We start from the raw sequence: 16,115 nt of genomic DNA on the forward strand, positions 1-16,115 counted from the left end.
GGCGGTCCAGTGGTCGAGGGAGGGGATCGCGCCGAGCCCGGCGTCGAGACCGGCGTCGGTGGCGCGGAACCGGGTGGAGGCCTCCGGCAATTGCTCGCCGAACTGGAGGGACCGGTACTCGCGCAGCACCTCCCACAGCTGGCGGGACATCTCGGCGGCCGAGCGGAACCGGGCGCGGGGTTCGGCGTGGGTGGCGCGGTGGACGAGCCGGCGGAAGGAGTCGGGGGCGAGGCCGCGGGCCGGCTCGGCGTTCTCGGCGAGGCTCCGCAGGGTCGTGCCGACGGTGTAGAGGTCACTGTCGACGTGCCAGCCGCGGCTGTGGATCTCCTCGGCGGGCGGGGCGAAGGACCTGGTGAAGACGTAGGCGGAGGTCCGGTCGCCGATGGCGCGGACCGCGCCGAGGTCGACGACCTTGATCGCGCGTCCGAAGTGGATGACGTTGGACGGCTTCATGTCGCAGTAGAGCAGCCCGCGTTCGTGCATGTACTGGAGGGCGCCGAGGATCATGCAGCCGTAGGTGAGGACGTGGTCGAGGCGGGGGCGGCCCTGGAAGATCCGCTCGGCGTCGTCGCTGTGGAACAACCGCTGCAGGTCCCGGCCGGCGATGTAGTCCATCACCAGGTAGCCGGTGCGGGTGCCGCCCGCGGACTCGTGCTCGGCGTAGGTGACGAGGCGGACGATGTCCGGGTGGTGCAGGTCGGTCAGGGAGCGGCGCTCCTCCACGGCGTTGCGGCGGGCGAGCGCGTCCTGGGCGTCGATCAGGCCCTTCAGGACGACGCGGTGGCCGTCGGCGCGGGTGTCCTCGGCCAGGTACACCCAGCCGAGGCCGCCGCGGGGCAGGCAGCCGAGGACCCGGTAGTGACCGTCGACCACGTCGCCGACGGCGAGCTGCGGCAGGAAGGAGTAGCGGGTGCCGCAGCGCGGGCAGCGCCCGGTGGCCCGGGCGGGCTGGCCGCCGTAGCCGACGCCGACGGTCATGGTGCAGCCGTTCGCGCCGCAGCGGCGGCCCCCGGTGGGCGGCCGGGGTTCCTCGACCAGTCCGCTGTCGGGGGCGGGCACGTCGGGCAGCCGCACCAGCCCGTGCTGGTCCAGCTCGCCGACGCCGGCCACGGCGTGGGTGGGCCCGGGGAGGTGCCGCCCAGCGGCGGCGGGGCGCTCACCGGCACCGGTGGTGGCCTGCTGAGCGGGGGCGGACCGCTCGCCGGTGGCGGGCGGGGGCGACGGATGCGACGGGTGCGACGGGTGCGACGGCTGCGACGGTACGGACTGTGGCCCGCGTGCTTCGGACCGGGACCCGGACCCGGACCTGGACCGGGGCTGGGCCCGGGACCGGCCCCGGGCCTCGGGCGCCGCCTCCGGCCGCGCCTCCGACAGCGGCTTCGGCCCCGGCTCCGACGACGGTGCCGGCCGAGGCTCCGCCTGCGACGGCCGCGGGGTCTCGGGCCGCGTCCGCCGCGAGGGCTCGGACGGCGGGGCGGGTGTCGCGGTGGGGCGCGGTCGCGGCTCCTGGTGCCGGTGGCCGCAGGTGCCGCAGTATCCGGTGGCCATGATGTGGCCCGCGCAGCCGGGGCGGAGGCACGAGGTCATCGGGTGCCCTCCGCGCCGGGTGCCGTGCCGGAGCAGAGGCCGACGAACCGCCGGGCGGCGGCCTCCGCCTCGTCCACGTCGCAGGGGGTGTGGCGCAGCAGGGACAGGGCCAGTTCGTAGAGCCGGTAGGCCTCCACGACCCGGTCGCCGCCCTCGGCCGCGGCCCGTTCGCGGCACAGCGGCCATTCGGCGGTGACGCGGCCGAGGAGTTCGTCGCGGCGGCGCAGCCGGTCGTCGAGGAGGGCGACCGCCCGCTCCAGGCGTCGCCGGCGGCGGTCCGCCGCGCCCTCGAAGGTGAACAGGAGGTCGGCGTAGGCCGGTTCCGTCTCGCGTTCGGGGGTGTGCGCGACCCAGGCGCGCAGCATCCGGGTGCGCCGTACGCCCGAGTCGGCCCGGTCCAGCAGGTGCCGGGCGCCGAGGCCGGGCAGGACCCGGTCACGTCGCTCCTCCAGCGCCGGCCCCAACTCGTCTACGATGCGGTCGAGTTCCCGGTGCAGCCGGGCCCAGCGCTCGCCGAGGGGCCGCTCGACGAAGGACGCGGCGGCCCGGGCCGCGTGGTCGCCCCGGGACCGGAAGACCAGCAGCAGTCTGGCTCCCTGCCGGGCGAGCCGGTCCAGCAGGCCGAGCAGGGCGTCGGGTTCGGCCGCCCGGTCGACTCCGACGAGGACGGCGGCGAGGGGGACCCGCAGCGCGCCGAGCCGTTCGGGCCGGGGTTCGCCCCGGATGCCCAGCCGAGCGGCGATGCGGTCCGTCACCTGCGCGGCCGTCAGGCCCGTGACGTCCAGGGCGAGGTCGTGGCCACCGGCCGGCGGCACGGTCTCGGGCGGGTCCTGGCCGAAGGCGCTGGTGTTCCGCTGGGTGCGCAGCTCCCGGTCGGCCAGGGTGACCGCACGGGAGAGGGTCCAGGCGCGGTCGCTGCGGGCGGGGACGACGGTGACGAGCACCGGCCAGCCCTCGCCCCGGAGCCAGGAGGCGAGTTCGGTGGCGAAGGGCACGTCGAGCCGGTCGCCGGCGCCGGGCGCGCCGGTGCGCAGCGACGGGTCGACGGCCTCGGCGCCGTCGGTCCAGGCGGCGACCTGCGGAAGGTGGCTCAGGATGGTCTCGGTGGGGCTCATGTAGCTGAAGACGGAGCCCGGCCCCTCGTCGACGCTGAGGACGATGCCGATGACCTCGTCGGTCTCGTGGTCCACCACTCCCCCGCCGCTGAAGCCGGGCGCGGCGAGTTCGCCCGGGGTCTGCGGGCGCAGTTGCACCTGGTTGTCCCGGCCGCGGGCGGCGACCAGCGTGGCGCCGTGCCAGCGGCCGCCGTCGTCACCCGCCGGGAAGCCGTACATGCTCACCGGTCCGTGCGGCGCGGCGAGCCGGTAGAGCCGGGTGGTGTGGGCGGCGGGCAGGGGCTCGGCCAGCCGCAGCAGGGCGAGGTCGCCGCTGCGGTCGCCGAAGGTGTCCTCCTGTTGCGGCACGTACTCGTCCTCACGGGCGGTGGCCGCCACCCCGGGCACGCCGGGCACGCCGACGAAGTGGACGACGTACGCCCGTCCGGGCCGCACGACATGGGCCGCGGTGAGCACGCGGTCCGGGGCGAGCAGCACCCCGGCACCCAGGACCCGCCCGTCCTGCTCCTCGATGCGGGCCACCCAAGGCGGCGTCCGTAACCGTGACTTGACGGCTCGCTCCCCCGTGCGCGTCATGTCACCCGAGGTTACTCCCCGTGCGTTTCCGGTACCACTGGTGTGCACGGGGTTCGGCGGCCGGAGGTCTCCGCGCGTGCCTGCCAGCCGCTCCAGCGCCGTACGGTGACCGCGATCACCGGGCCGGCCGGCGGGTGGTCCCGGTACTGCGGGTACTTGGCGCGCAGCAGCCCGACGGCACTCGCGTGGGCCTGCCGTACGGCCGGGTCGGCGGCGTCGGCTGTCAGGACGCTCGCCTCGCCGTCGGCGCGGACCCACCAGAGCTGGTCCCAGTCCTCGTCGTAGGCGTCGGCCAGCAGGCAGACCGCCGGGTGCGCGGCGATGTTGCGCAGCCGTCTGAGGCGGGCGGTGGTCTTCGGCTTGTGGTCGACGGCGGTCACGATGCGGCCGGCGGCACCGCTCAGGGTCCCTTCCGTGCCTTCGGGGGTGTACCCGGCGAAGACGACCGGCACCTGGTGCGGCCGGCCCGCCGCGTCCACCGTGGCCAGCCGGGCCACCCGGGCGGCGGTGAACCGGCGCCGCGCCTCCGCCTCGGCCAGCTCCGGCATCCTCACTCCTCCAGTTCCCCCGGCCTCGACTCCTCGCCCCCCCGGCTTTCGGCTCCTCACCTCCTCGCCCCACGCCCCTCGGCTTTCGGCCCGTGGCTCCCGGTTCCTCACCCCGTGTGCAGCGCGTCGAGCACGCCGAGCACGTCCGCGTCGGTCAGTTGCCCGAAGTCGTCGTACCACTGGCCGACGGCGCTGAACGCGGCCGGGCGCATCGGGCAGATGACCGTGTCGGCCTCGGCGGCGAGCCGGTCGAGGGAGTCCGGGGCGCCGACCGGGACGGCCAGGACCAGCCGGGCCGGCTCCCGGCGCCGCACATGGCGCAGGGCGGCGCGGGCGGTGGCGCCGGTCGCCAGTCCGTCGTCGACGACGATCACGCTGCGGCCCGGTACCCGCGGCGGCGGACGGTCGCCGCGGTAGCGGCGCTCCCGCCGCTCCAGTTCGCGCCGTTCGCTCGCCACGGCCGGGGCGAGCCGCTCCTCGGTCAGGCCGAGGTGGTTCAGGGTGCCGGCGTCGAAGAGGGGCGGGTCGCCGGCGGCGAGGGCGCCGACGGCGAACTCGTGGTGGTGCGGTGCGCCGATCTTGCGGACGACGAGCACGTCGAGGGGGGCGCCCAGGGCCCGGGCGACGGGCTCGGCGACGGCGATGCCGCCGCGGGGCAGGGCTAGGACGACGGGGTCGGGCAGTCCGTCGCGCTCGCACAGTTCGCCCAGCAGGGCGGCGAGTCGCCGTCCGGCCTGGGCTCGGTCCCGGTAGCGCATGGGCTGGTCCTCCCGCCCGGTGGCGTGCTGCCCTCCCCACACCTCCATGGTGCTACGGCGGCGGGCCGGCCTGCCGGGCACGCCCTGCCCCGGGTCGCCGTACCGGGGGAACCGTGTGGTGAGCGTAAGCCAAATATTCGAACACATGAACTATGCACTCTGTGTATAGTCCCGGCATGCCTCTATCGCGTTCCTCCGAGAAGAACCCCGCCTCGCCACCCGCGCTCAGGAAGATGCGCGGAGCCGGCCGAAGGTTGCGTCTGTCCGCGCTCGCCTCCGCCGCCGCCTGTCTGGCGCTGACGCTGTCCGGCTGCGCGCAGGTCGACACGACCTCCCCGGCGGCGGCGCGGGCCGGGGCCGGGCACGGGGGCGCGCACGGGGCACAGGCGGCCCGGCTGGGGACGGTCGACTGCCGCGAGGCCAAGTGCATCGCGCTCACCTTCGACGCCGGGCCCAGCGAGAACTCGGCCCGGCTGCTTGACATCCTCAAGGAGAAGAAGGTCCCGGCCACCTTCTTCCTGCTGGGCAAGCGGCACATCGACACCTATCCGGAGCTGGTGAAGCGGATGGCGGCCGAGGGGCACGAGGTCGCCAGCCACACCTGGGACCACAAGATCCTCACGCGCATATCGGACGCGCGGATACGCGAGGAGCTGAAGCGGCCCGACGACGCGATCGAGCGGCTCACCGGGCGCCGGCCCACCCTGATGCGCCCGCCCCAGGGCCGCACGGACGCCGACGTGCACCGGATCGCCAAGGACGAGGGCCTGGCGGAGGTGCTGTGGAGCGTGACCGCGAAGGACTACACGACCGAGGACTCGGCGCTGATCACCAAGCGGGTGCTCGACCAGGCGTCCCGGGACGGGATCATCCTGCTGCACGACATCTACCGGGGCACCGTGCCCGCCGTCCCCGGCATCATCGACGCCCTGAAGGCGCGCGGGTACGTCTTCGTGACGGTGCCTCAGCTGCTGGCGCCGGGCAAGGCCGAGCCCGGCAAGGTGTACCGGCCCTGAGGCGGCGGCCGGCCGGCGGGGCGGCCATGGGCCAGTCAGGTGACCCGTGGCCGAACGCACAGGTCCGCGGCGCCGATTGCCTACGATCGTGCCGTGCCCTTCTTCTCTCTCGAACGCACCGTGCCGCTCTCCCTGGAGGAGACCTGGCGCCGGCTGACACGGTGGCCACTCCACGGTGACGCGGTCCCGCTGACCCGGGTCACCTCGGTCCCGCCCGGACCGACCCGTGAGGGCACCCGCGTCGTCGCCCGGTCGGGCATCGGCCCGCTCGCCTTCGAGGACCCCATGGAGGTCACCGTCTGGCGGCCGCCGGTGGACGGCGAGCCGGGGCTGTGCCGACTGGAGAAGCGCGGACGGGTGATCCTGGGCTGGGCGCAGATCGAGGTCCGCCCGGGCCCCGGCGGCCGCACCCGCGTGGAATGGCAGGAGGAACTGCGGATCCGCTTCCTGCCGCGCCTCTTCGACGACGTCGTACGGCACACGTCCCGCACGGTGTTCGGCCGAGCCGTCAACCAGCTGCTGCGCCGGCCCTGACGGTCCGGTCCAGGGCCGTCGGGAGGCGAGCGGAGTCCGCACGAACCCGGGGACGGAGGACCCGGCCACGGCCGGTCGCCCGTCGGCGCGGCGCTCGCCCGCCGGGCGAAGCCGCACACCGCCGGCCCCGGCCGCACACCCGACGACCCCGGCCGACTGCCCGCGGTCCGCCGGGACTTCGCGCTCGCGTCCCCCACCGCACGGTCTCGCCGTGGGTCCGCCCGGGCCGGGCGTTCAGGCCACCGAGCCGATCCGGCGGCCCGCCGGGCGCTTGGAGCGGTCGTGGTGGATCGGTGTGTGGGCGCCGGTGAGGGAGACCCCGCTGCCGCCGCGCCGGTTCGCGACGATCTCCGCGGCGATGGACAGGGCCGTCTCCTCCGGGGTGCGGGCGCCGAGGTCGAGGCCGATCGGCGAGCGCAGGCGGGCGAGTTCGAGATCGCCGACGCCGGCCTCGCGCAGGCGCTCGTTGCGGTCCAGGTGGGTGCGGCGGGAGCCCATCGCGCCGACGTAGGCGACCGGCAGCCGCAGGGCCAGCCGGAGCAGCGGTATGTCGAACTTGGCGTCGTGGGTGAGGACGCACAGCACCGTGCGGGCGTCGACCTCGGTGCGCTCCAGGTACCGGTGGGGCCACTCGACGACGATCTCGTCGGCCTCCGGGAAGCGGGCCGGGGTGGCGAACACCGGCCGGGCGTCGCACACCGTGACGTGGTGGCCGAGGAACTTGCCGACGCGGACCAGCGCGGAGGCGAAGTCGATGGCGCCGAAGACGATCATCCGGGGGGCGGGCACCGAGGACTCCACGAGGAGGGTGAGCGGGGCGCCGCAGCGGGAGCCCTGCTCGCCGATCTCCAGGGTGCCGGTGCGGCCCGCGTCCAGGAAGGCGGCGGCCTCGGCGGCGACCGTGCGGTCCAGTTCGGGGTGGGCGCCGAAGCCGCCGTCGTGGGAGCCGTCGGGGCGGACCAGCAGGGCCCGGCCCAGCAGTTCGGCCGGACCGTCCGCGATGCGCGCGACCGCCGCCGCCTCCCCCCGCGCGGCGGCGGCCAGCGCGGAGGCGACCACCGGCCGGGCGGGACCGTCCGCCGGGACCGGCGTGACGAGGATGTCGATGACGCCGCCACAGGTCAGGCCGACGGCGAAGGCGTCCTCGTCGCTGTACCCGAAGCGCTCGAGGACGGTCTGCCCGTCCTCGAGCGCCTGCCGGCACAGGTCGTACACGGCGCCCTCCACGCAGCCGCCGGAGACCGAGCCGATCGCCGTGCCGTCGGCGTCCACCGCGAGGGCGGCGCCCGGCTGGCGCGGGGCGCTGCCGCCGACGGCCACCACGGTGGCGACGGCGAAGTCACGGCCCTGCTCGACCCACCGGTTGAGCTCCTCGGCGATGTCCAGCATCTCTCGGTCTCCTCACGGGTTGCGTGGTACGGGCGTTCGGCGGGCGGCTAATGGACGCCGAGCCAGCCCTCGATCGGGTTGAGTGCGAAGTAGATCAGGAAGACGACCGTCAGCCCCCACATGAAGGCGCCGATCTCGCGCGCCTTGCCCTGGGCGGTCTTGATGGCCACGTAGGAGATGACGCCCGCGGCGACACCGGTGGTGATGGTGTACGTGAACGGCATCAGCACGACCGTCAGGAACACCGGGATCGCGGTGGCGCGGTCGGCCCAGTCCACGTGCCGGGCGTTCATCAGCATCAGGGCGCCGATGACGACCAGGGCGGCGGAGGCGACCTCCTGCGGGACGATCGCGGTGACCGGGGTGAAGAACAGGCAGGCCGCGAAGAACAGTCCGGTGACGACGGAGGCGAGCCCCGTGCGGGCGCCCTCGCCGACGCCGGTCGCCGACTCGATGAAGACGGTCTGGCCGGAGCCGCCCGCCACACCGCCGATGGCACCGCCGGCGCCGTCGATGAACAGCGCCTTGGACAGACCCGGCATCCGGCCCTTGTCGTCGGCCAGCTGGGCCTCCGTGCCGACGCCGATGATGGTGGCCATCGCGTCGAAGAAACCGGCGAGCACGAGGGTGAAGACGATCATTCCGACCGTCATGGCGCCGACCTTGCCCCAGCCGCCGAACTCCACGTGCCCGAAGAGCGAGAAGTCGGGCATCGAGACCGCCCCGCCGTGCAGTTCGGGCGCGCCGTTGGCCCACTGCTCGGGGTCGACGACGCCGAGCCCGTTGAGGACGGCGGCGACGACGGTGCCGGAGATGATGCCGATGAGGATGGCGCCGGGGACGTTGCGGGCCTGGAGCATGAAGATCAGCAGCAGGGTGCCGGCGAAGAGCAGGACCGGCCAGCCGGCGAGTTCACCGGCGGGGCCGAGGGTGACCGGGGTGGCCTTGCCCTGGTGCACGAAGCCGGCCTTGTAGAAGCCGATGAGGGCGATGAACAGGCCGATGCCCATGGTGATGCCGTGCTTGAGCGCGAGCGGGATCGCGTTCATGATCATCTCACGCAGGCCGGTGACGACCAGCAGCATGATGACGACGCCGTACATCACGCACATGCCCATGGCCTGCGGCCAGGTCATCTGCGGGGCGACCTGGGAGGACAGGACACCGGAGACGGAGAGGCCGGCGGCGAGGGCGAGCGGCACCTTGCCGACGAAACCCATCAGGAGCGTGGTGCAGGCCGCCGCGAACGCGGTCGCGGTGATCAGCGCCTTCTGGCCGAGCGTGTCCCCCGCCGCGTCCTTGCCGGACAGGATCAGGGGGTTGAGCAGGAGGATGTACGCCATCGCCATGAAGGTGGTGACGCCGCCACGGACCTCGCGCGAGACCGTGGACCCTCTTCTGGATATGTGGAAGTACCGGTCGAGCCAGGACCGCCCTGCCGGGACGCGGGTTCCCTCACCCGCGTCGTCGGCTGCGGTCCTCGGCTCCACTGACTGCTGGGTCATGGGGGCCATCTCCCAAGGTTCAAAGGGGCACCCGTGCAACCGCCTTTACGGGCACGGGATTTGGGAATGGACGACCCGGGGGACGGCCCGAGACGAACGTGTTTCCTGGTACTTCGAGGATCGCGAGCGGTGCGGGACTCGAAGGGGGATCCCCCGGGCGGCGCTGCGGAGTGTGTGACGTTCCCTGCGCCGCCCGGAGTGCTGTGGGGTGTTACGCGGTTCCCGTGAGGTGCTCGGGCCGTACCGGAGTGCGGTTGAGCTCCAGCCCGGTCGCGTTCCGGATCGCCGCGAGGACGGCCGGGGTGGACGACAGGGTCGGGGCCTCGCCGATGCCGCGCAGCCCGTACGGGGCGTGGTCGTCGGCGAGTTCGAGCACGTCGACCGGGATGGTCGGCGTGTCGAGGATGGTGGGGATCAGGTAGTCCGTGAAGGAGGGGTTCCTGACCTTGGCGGTCTTCGGGTCGACGATGATCTCCTCCATGACCGCCACGCCCAGCCCCTGCGTCGTTCCGCCCTGGATCTGGCCGATGACGGAGAGCGGGTTGAGCGCCTTGCCGACGTCCTGGGCGCAGGCCAGTTCGATCACCTTGACCAGGCCGAGTTCGGTGTCGACCTCGACGACCGCGCGGTGCGCGGCGAAGGAGTACTGGACGTGCCCGTTGCCCTGGCCGGTGCGCAGGTCGAAGGCTTCGGTCGGCCGGTGCCGCCACTCCGCCTCGATCTCGACGGTCTCGCCCTCCAGGACGTCGGCCAGGTCGCCGAGGACCTCGCCGCCGTCGGTGACGACCTTGCCGCCCTCCAGCAGGAGTTCGGCCGTCGCCCAGGCCGGGTGGTAGGAGCCGAACTTGCGCCGGCCGATCTCCAGGACCTTCTCGCGGACCAGTTCGCAGGCGTTCTTCACGGCGCCGCCGGTGACGTACGTCTGCCGGGAGGCCGAGGTGGAGCCGGCGCTGCCGACCTGGGTGTCGGCGGGGTGGATGGTCACCTGGGCGACACCGAGCTCGGTGCGGGCGATCTGCGCGTGGACGGTGACACCCCCCTGGCCGACCTCCGCCATCGCGGTGTGCACGGTGGCGACGGGCTCGCCGCCCACGACCTCCATGCGCACCTTGGCCGTCGAGTAGTCGTCGAAGCCCTCGGAGAAGCCGACGTTCTTGATGCCGACCGCGTAGCCCACCCCGCGTACGACGCCCTCGCCGTGCGTGGTGTTGGACAGGCCGCCGGGCAGCTGCCGTACGTCCGCGCCCTCGCTGGACTCCCACTGGCGCTCGGGCGGCAGCGGCATCGCCTTGACCCGGCGCAGCAGTTCGGCCACCGGGGCCGGGGAGTCGACCGGCTGCCCGGTCGGCATGAGCGTCCCCTGCTCCATGGCGTTGAGCTGCCGGAACCTGACCGGGTCCATGCCGAGCTCTGCCGCGAGCTTGTCCATCTGCGCCTCGTAGGCGAAGCACGCCTGGACGGCGCCGAAGCCGCGCATGGCCCCGCAGGGCGGGTTGTTGGTGTAGAGGGCGATGGCCTCGATGTCGACGTCGTCGACGACGTACGGGCCGACCGACAGGGAGGAGGCGTTGCCGACGACTGCCGGGGAGGCGGAGGCGTAGGCGCCGCCGTCCAGGACGATCCGGCACTTCATGTGGGTCAGCTTGCCGTCGCGGGTGGCGCCGTGCTCGTAGTAGAGCTTCGCCGGGTGGCGGTGGACGTGCCCGAAGAAGGACTCGAACCGGTTGTAGACGATCTTCACGGGCTTGCCGGTGCGCAGCGCCAGCAGGCAGGCGTGGATCTGCATGGACAGGTCCTCGCGGCCGCCGAACGCGCCGCCGACACCGGACAGCGTCATGCGCACCTTGTCCTCGGGCAGGCCGAGGACGGGGGCGATCTGGCGCAGGTCGGAGTGGAGCCACTGGGTGGCGACGTAGAGATGGACGCCGCCGTCCTCCTCGGGCACGGCGAGGCCGGACTCGGGGCCCAGGAAGGCCTGGTCCTGCATGCCGAAGGTGTACTCGCCCTTGACGATCACATCGGCACGGCGGGCGGCCGCGTCCGCGTCGCCGCGGACGATCGGCTGGCGGTGGACGATGTTGGGGTGCGGGACGTGCCCGGCGTGGTGGTCGTCGCGGCCCTCGTGGACGAGGATCGCGTCCGGGGCGGTCGCGGAGGCCTCGTCGGTGATGACGGGCAGCTCCCGGTACTCGACCTTGATCTTGGCCGCGGCGCGGCGGGCCGTCTCCGGGTGGTCGGCGGCGACGATCGCGACCGGTTCGCCGTGGTGGCGCACCTTGCCGTGGGCGAGGACCGGGGTGTCCTGGATCTCCAGGCCGTAGTTCTTCACCGCGGTGGGCAGGTCGTCGTAGGTCAGGACCGCGTAGACGCCCGGGGTGGCCAGGGCCTCGCCGGTGTCGATGGAGACGATCTCGGCGTGCGCGACGGTGGAGCGCAGGATCTGGCCCCAGAGCATGTCCTCGTGCCACATGTCGGACGAGTACGCGAACTCGCCGGTGACCTTCAGGGTGCCGTCGGGACGGAGCGTGGACTCGCCGATGCCGCCCTTGGTCTGCGACCCCTGCGTGATCTTCGTAGGAGTGCCGGTGGGGGCACCGCCGGCTCGAGCTGAGCCGAGAGTGGGGGACGGCATGTCAGACTCCCTCGGACTGGCGGGCGGCGGCCAGGCGGACCGCGTCCATGATCTTCTCGTAGCCCGTGCAGCGGCACAGGTTGCCCGACAGCGCCTCGCGGATGTCCGCGTCGCTCGGGTTCGGGTTGCGCTCCAGCATCTCGTCGGCGGCGACGAGCAGACCCGGGGTGCAGAAGCCGCACTGGACGGCGCCGGCGTCGATGAACGCCTGCTGGACCGGGGACAGTTCGGTGCCCTCGCCGGTCCGCGAGTCGGCGCCGCCCTTGGCGTGCCGGCCCTTGGCCTCGTCCAGGGCGGTGCCGCAGGCGCCGCTCGCGCAGCCGCCCTCGGCGCGCTGCCGGGCGAAGTCGGCGAGGCCCTCGACGGTCACGACGTCGCGGCCCTCGGCCTGGCCGGCCGCGACCAGACAGGAGCAGACCGGGACGCCGTCAAGGCGCACGGTGCAGGAGCCGCACTCGCCCTGCTCGCAGGCGTTCTTGGAGCCGGGCAGGCCGAGGCGCTCGCGCAGCACGTACAGCAGGGACTCGCCCTCCCAGACGTCGTCGGCCTCCTGCGGACGTCCGTTGACGGTGAAGTTGACGCGCATTACGCAGCTCCCTCGGATGCGCGGCGGGCGCCGCGGTACGACTCCCAGGTCCAGGTGAGCGTCCGGCGGGCCATCACGCCGACCGCGTGGCGGCGGTAGCTCGCGGTGCCCCGGACGTCGTCGATCGGGTTGCAGGCGCCGGAGCACAGCTCCGCGAACTGCTTGGCGACCGACGGGGTGATGATCTTCCCGTTGTCCCAGAAGCCGCCCTCGTCCAGAGCCGCGTTCAGGAACTCCTCGGCGGCCTTGGCCCGCACGGGGGTGGGTGCGGCCGAGCCGATGCCGGTGCGCACGGTCCTGGTGCCGGGGTGCAGCGCGAGGCCGAAGGCGCACACGGCGATGACCATGGCGTTGCGGGTGCCGACCTTGGAGTACTGCTGCGGGCCGTCGGCCTTGGCGACGTGCACCGCGCGGATCAGCTCGTCGGGCTGCAGGGCGTTGCGCTTGACGCCGGTGTAGAAGGCGTCGATCGGGATCAGCCGGGTGCCGCGGGCCGCCGACTCCACCTCGACCTCGGCGCCCGCCGCGAGCAGGGCGGGGTGGGCGTCGCCGGCGGGCGAGGCCGTGCCGAGGTTGCCGCCGACGCCGCCGCGGTTGCGGATCTGCGGGGAGGCGACCGTGTGCGAGGCGAGCGCGAGGCCCGGCAGCTCGGCACGGAGGTTCTCCATGATGCTGGTGTACGGGACGGAGGCGCCCAGCCGTACGGTGTCCTCGCCGACCTCCCACTCGTAGAGGTCGCCGACGCGGTTGAGATCGAGCAGGTACTCGGGCCGGCGGTGGTCGAAGTTGATCTCGACCATCACATCGGTGCCACCCGCAATCGGCACAGCGGTGGGGTGCTCGGCCTTCGCGGCGAGCGCCTCCTCCCAGCTGGCGGGGCGAAGGAAGTCCATGACCGGCTCTCTTCTTCGTCTCGTGAGTCGTACAGATGAGCCAATCCGTGTGCGGCGGTCCCGGCTCGTTCATGTGCTGTTAACGCGGAGTGGACTCAGTACACCGCTCCGTACTCCGGCGGGGTCAGTCACCGAAACCATGAAGGAGTTGGCTGGCCACGGCGGGCATCTTGTAGATTCGTATGAACGGAGGTCATCGGTCACCTCTCCGTATTCCCCGGGAAACGCGGGAGGCGGCCCGGACGGCCCCGTCCGGACGGCCCGCGCACCGGGTGCGTCACGGGTCCCCCACCGGGATTCATCGTAGTTTTCGAGACAAAGGACGGCGGCGACGAGATGCGGCTGCGCGCACTGCTGGACACCGACGCGCTGGGGCTGCGGCTGCTCGGCGGCGAGGACGAGCTGGACCGCTCCGTACGCGGGGTCATGACCACCGACCTGCGCGACCCGAGCCGCTACCTCTCCGGCGGGGAACTGGTGCTCACCGGCCTGGCCTGGCGCCGGGACGCCCACGACTCCGAGCCGTTCGTACGCCTCCTGGTGCAGGCCGGGGTGGCGGCGCTGGCGGCGGGTGAGGCCGAGCTGGGCGATGTGCCGGACGACCTGGTCCTGGCCTGTTCACGGCACCGGCTGCCGCTGTTCGCGGTGCACGAGTCGGTGGCGTTCGCCTCGATCACCGAGCACGTCGTACGGCAGGTCTCCGGCGAGCGGGCCGGAGACCTCGCGGCGGTGGTGGACCGGCACCGCCGGATGATGACCTCGGGCCCGGCCGGCGGCGGCCCCGACGTGGTGCTCGACCTGCTCGGCTCCGACCTGGACCTGCGCGCCTGGGTGCTCTCGCCCACCGGCCGGCTGATCGCGGGCTCGAAGCTCGGCGGCCCGGCGCTGCCCGCCGACATCTGCGCCGGTCTGGCCGCCGAGCACCTGGCCGCCGCCCGCACGGGCCGCCGCGGACCGCACCGCGTCCTGCTCGCCGGGACGACGTACTCCCTTTTCCCGATCCGCTCCTCCGGGCGCTCCCCGCAGGCCGCCCGCGACGTGCGCGAGTCGGTGCTCTCGGACTGGCTGCTGGCGGTCGAGGCGGACGCCGGGGACTGGCCGGAGGAGCGCCTCGACCTGCTCCAGGGCGTCACCCAGCTGATCGCCGTCGAACGGGACCGCCGTGACGCGGCGCGCACCGTCCGCCGCCGGCTCGCCCAGGAAGTGCTGGAGCTGGTGCAGACGGGTGCCGCGCCCGCCGAGATCGCCGCCCGCCTGCGGGTGGCCGCGCCGGTGCTGCTGCCCGGGCTCGGCGCGGCCCCGCACTGGCAGGTGGTCGTGGCCCGGGTCGAGTGGGAGGGCGACGAGGTCGAGGGCGGCCCCGTGGCCCAGTCGCTGCTGGAGGAGATCCTGGTCGACCCGCTGGCCACCGGCCCCGAGCCCTCGGACCGGATCGCCGTCGCGCACACCGGGGACGAGGCGATCGCCCTGGTCCCGCTGCCCGCGATGGCCGCCGAGCACGACGGCTCGGAGACCGGCCTGCTCGCCGACGCGCTGCTGCAGGCCGTGCGGGAACCGCTGTCGGCGGGTCTGAACGACGACGGGCGGCTCACCCTCGGCGTCAGCGCGGCCGTGCACTCGGCCGAGGGGCTGCGCGGCGCCCTGGAGGAGGCCCGGCACGCCCGCCGGGTCGCCGCGGCCCGCCCCGGCCGGGTCTGCGCGGCCGGCCACCAGGAACTGGCCAGCCACGTGCTGCTGCTGCCGTTCGTCCCGGACGACGTCCGCCGCGCCTTCACCGCACGCCTGCTGGACCCGCTGAAGGACTACGACCGCCGCCACCGCGCCGAGCTGATCCCCACCCTGGAGGCCTTCCTCGACTGCGACGGCTCCTGGACCCGCTGCGCCACCCGGCTCCACCTGCACGTCAACACGTTGCGCTACCGGGTCGGGCGGATCGAGCAGTTGACGGGACGTGACCTCTCACGCCTGGAGGACAAGCTGGACTTCTTCCTGGCCCTGCGGATGAGCTGAACCCGGCGGGGCGTGACGCCTGCCGATCAAGTCACGCCATCGGCCCCCTACTTTGTGAAAACTTTCACCCACCCTCTTGGCCAGGCACCGGCATTGGTGCTGGAATGCCGCCACCACTCAACAGCTCAACGGCGTGCTCGGGGAGGGCAACGTGGCGCATTCCGCCATGTCTGGTAATGGAACGACCGCCGGTGACGATCCACTCCAGACCGCGGTATGGCGGTTGCGCTCGCGGGCCTGCTGGGCCGACGCGGCGGCCCTGCTGCCACCGGACACCCCGGCCCTGGCCCTGCAACGGGCCACCCTGCTGGTCGAACGGTGCCTGTACACCGAGCGGGGCTGGGAGGAGGCGGAGGACGCCCTGCGCACGGCCGAGGCGCTGGCGCACACCGACGAGGAACGGGGCGCGGCCGCCTGCGAACGCGGCCAGCTCGCCTACGCGGCCACCCTGCACGGCGTACGCGACCGGGCGGACGAGGCGCGGGCCGCGCTGGGCCGGGCGGCGGCGCTGATCGCCCCGGGAGCCGCGGGCCGGGCCCTGCTGGACTTCCGCAGGGGCCTGCTGGCCGAGAACCTGAGCCGCTCCCCGCAGGCGGCCCGTGCGGCCTACCGCCGGGCGCACGCGGGCGCCACGGCGCACGCCGACCCGCTACTGCTCTCCTTCACCTGGCGCCATCTGGCCGGACTCGCCCTGCGGGAAGGGGAGTTGACCGAGGCCCGGCACGGCTTCGCCGAGTCCCTGCGGATCCGGGAGGAGCTGGGCTACCTGGTGGGCACGGCCCCGGCGCTGGCCTCCCTGGCGGACGCGGAGTCCGAGCCGGAGGCGTCACGGCTGCGGGAGGAGGCCGGACGGCTGTTCCGGCTGCTGGGAGGCGTACCGACCTGGCTGGCCCGCCAGCTGGCGCCGCCGGCTCCGGGGGCGGCGACGGCGTAGCGGGGGCCGCCTGGCGGGGCGCGGCGGCGCAG

Annotated in this window: 13 protein-coding genes; 4 read left to right on the top strand and 9 right to left on the bottom strand. The window is 73.9% G+C overall.

What is annotated here, in order from left to right; all coding sequences use genetic code 11:
• The 4 genes from V7E45_RS30330 to V7E45_RS30345 form a co-directional block, all read right to left on the bottom strand.
• Positions 1-1,110 (bottom strand): protein kinase domain-containing protein (locus V7E45_RS30330; protein WP_333777408.1); only part of this gene is annotated, 1,110 nt, incomplete at its 3' end.
• Between the two features lie 473 nt (positions 1,111-1,583).
• Positions 1,584-3,224 carry a trypsin-like serine peptidase gene (locus V7E45_RS30335; RefSeq protein WP_333777410.1) on the bottom strand — a complete coding sequence of 547 codons (1,641 nt, stop codon included), beginning with the start codon at positions 3,222-3,224 and terminating at the stop codon, positions 1,584-1,586.
• Between the two features lie 65 nt (positions 3,225-3,289).
• Complete coding sequence (locus V7E45_RS30340; RefSeq protein ID WP_333777411.1) at positions 3,290-3,826, bottom strand: TIGR03668 family PPOX class F420-dependent oxidoreductase; 537 nt, start codon at positions 3,824-3,826, stop codon at positions 3,290-3,292.
• A 107-nt stretch (positions 3,827-3,933) separates the two neighbouring features.
• A complete protein-coding gene (locus V7E45_RS30345; RefSeq protein ID WP_333777421.1) occupies positions 3,934-4,584 on the bottom strand; it encodes a phosphoribosyltransferase in 651 nt (216 codons plus the stop codon).
• A 233-nt stretch (positions 4,585-4,817) separates the two neighbouring features.
• Here V7E45_RS30345 and V7E45_RS30350 point away from each other — a divergent pair, with 233 nt between their 5' ends.
• Together V7E45_RS30350 and V7E45_RS30355 are read left to right on the top strand one after the other, a co-directional pair.
• Entirely contained in the window at positions 4,818-5,600 is a 783-nt protein-coding gene (locus tag V7E45_RS30350) for a polysaccharide deacetylase family protein (RefSeq protein ID WP_333777422.1), read from the top strand.
• A gap of 93 nt (positions 5,601-5,693) precedes the next feature.
• On the top strand, positions 5,694-6,134 hold the full coding sequence (locus V7E45_RS30355) for an SRPBCC family protein (protein WP_333777412.1): 441 nt from the start codon (positions 5,694-5,696) through the stop codon (positions 6,132-6,134).
• A gap of 234 nt (positions 6,135-6,368) precedes the next feature.
• Here the strand turns inward: V7E45_RS30355 and V7E45_RS30360 are convergent, their stop codons facing one another.
• From V7E45_RS30360 to V7E45_RS30380, 5 genes are all read right to left on the bottom strand, one after another.
• Positions 6,369-7,523 carry an XdhC family protein gene (locus V7E45_RS30360; protein WP_333777413.1) on the bottom strand — a complete coding sequence of 385 codons (1,155 nt, stop codon included), beginning with the start codon at positions 7,521-7,523 and terminating at the stop codon, positions 6,369-6,371.
• A 47-nt stretch (positions 7,524-7,570) separates the two neighbouring features.
• A complete protein-coding gene (locus V7E45_RS30365) occupies positions 7,571-9,028 on the bottom strand; it encodes an NCS2 family permease (protein WP_333777415.1) in 1,458 nt (485 codons plus the stop codon).
• A 211-nt stretch (positions 9,029-9,239) separates the two neighbouring features.
• Complete coding sequence (locus V7E45_RS30370) at positions 9,240-11,660, bottom strand: xanthine dehydrogenase family protein molybdopterin-binding subunit (RefSeq protein ID WP_333777416.1); 2,421 nt, start codon at positions 11,658-11,660, stop codon at positions 9,240-9,242.
• Between the two features lies 1 nt (position 11,661).
• A complete protein-coding gene (locus V7E45_RS30375; RefSeq protein WP_333777417.1) occupies positions 11,662-12,246 on the bottom strand; it encodes a (2Fe-2S)-binding protein in 585 nt (194 codons plus the stop codon).
• Positions 12,246-13,139 (bottom strand): FAD binding domain-containing protein, encoded by an 894-nt coding sequence (locus V7E45_RS30380; protein ID WP_333777418.1) that lies wholly within the window; start codon positions 13,137-13,139, stop codon positions 12,246-12,248. The genes V7E45_RS30375 and V7E45_RS30380 overlap by 1 nt, the downstream gene beginning before the upstream one ends.
• Positions 13,140-13,475: 336 nt before the next feature.
• Between V7E45_RS30380 and V7E45_RS30385 the strand changes: the two genes are divergently transcribed.
• Together V7E45_RS30385 and V7E45_RS30390 are read left to right on the top strand one after the other, a co-directional pair.
• On the top strand, positions 13,476-15,149 hold the full coding sequence (locus V7E45_RS30385) for a PucR family transcriptional regulator (RefSeq protein WP_333777419.1): 1,674 nt from the start codon (positions 13,476-13,478) through the stop codon (positions 15,147-15,149).
• A 151-nt stretch (positions 15,150-15,300) separates the two neighbouring features.
• Positions 15,301-16,083, top strand: coding sequence for a hypothetical protein (locus tag V7E45_RS30390; RefSeq protein ID WP_333777420.1), 783 nt, complete (start codon positions 15,301-15,303; stop codon positions 16,081-16,083).
• The last annotated feature ends 32 nt before the right edge of the window (positions 16,084-16,115 follow it).

Origin of the sequence: Streptomyces sp. IBSBF 3136 (assembly GCF_036815105.1) — a bacterium.
In the GTDB taxonomy this organism is placed as follows: domain Bacteria; phylum Actinomycetota; class Actinomycetes; order Streptomycetales; family Streptomycetaceae; genus Streptomyces.

What these genes read in the sequence shown, in the direction of transcription:
- V7E45_RS30340 (WP_333777411.1), bottom strand. Translation starts at nt 3,826, where the DNA reads ATGCCGGAGCTGGCCGAGGCGGAGGCGCGGCGCCGGTTCACCGCCGCC.
- V7E45_RS30345 (WP_333777421.1), bottom strand. Translation starts at nt 4,584, where the DNA reads ATGCGCTACCGGGACCGAGCCCAGGCCGGACGGCGACTCGCCGCCCTG.
- V7E45_RS30350 (WP_333777422.1), top strand. Translation starts at nt 4,818, where the DNA reads ATGCGCGGAGCCGGCCGAAGGTTGCGTCTGTCCGCGCTCGCCTCCGCC.
- V7E45_RS30360 (WP_333777413.1), bottom strand. Translation starts at nt 7,523, where the DNA reads ATGCTGGACATCGCCGAGGAGCTCAACCGGTGGGTCGAGCAGGGCCGT.
- V7E45_RS30365 (WP_333777415.1), bottom strand. Translation starts at nt 9,028, where the DNA reads ATGACCCAGCAGTCAGTGGAGCCGAGGACCGCAGCCGACGACGCGGGT.
- V7E45_RS30370 (WP_333777416.1), bottom strand. Translation starts at nt 11,660, where the DNA reads ATGCCGTCCCCCACTCTCGGCTCAGCTCGAGCCGGCGGTGCCCCCACC.
- V7E45_RS30375 (WP_333777417.1), bottom strand. Translation starts at nt 12,246, where the DNA reads ATGCGCGTCAACTTCACCGTCAACGGACGTCCGCAGGAGGCCGACGAC.
- V7E45_RS30380 (WP_333777418.1), bottom strand. Translation starts at nt 13,139, where the DNA reads ATGGACTTCCTTCGCCCCGCCAGCTGGGAGGAGGCGCTCGCCGCGAAG.
- V7E45_RS30385 (WP_333777419.1), top strand. Translation starts at nt 13,476, where the DNA reads ATGCGGCTGCGCGCACTGCTGGACACCGACGCGCTGGGGCTGCGGCTG.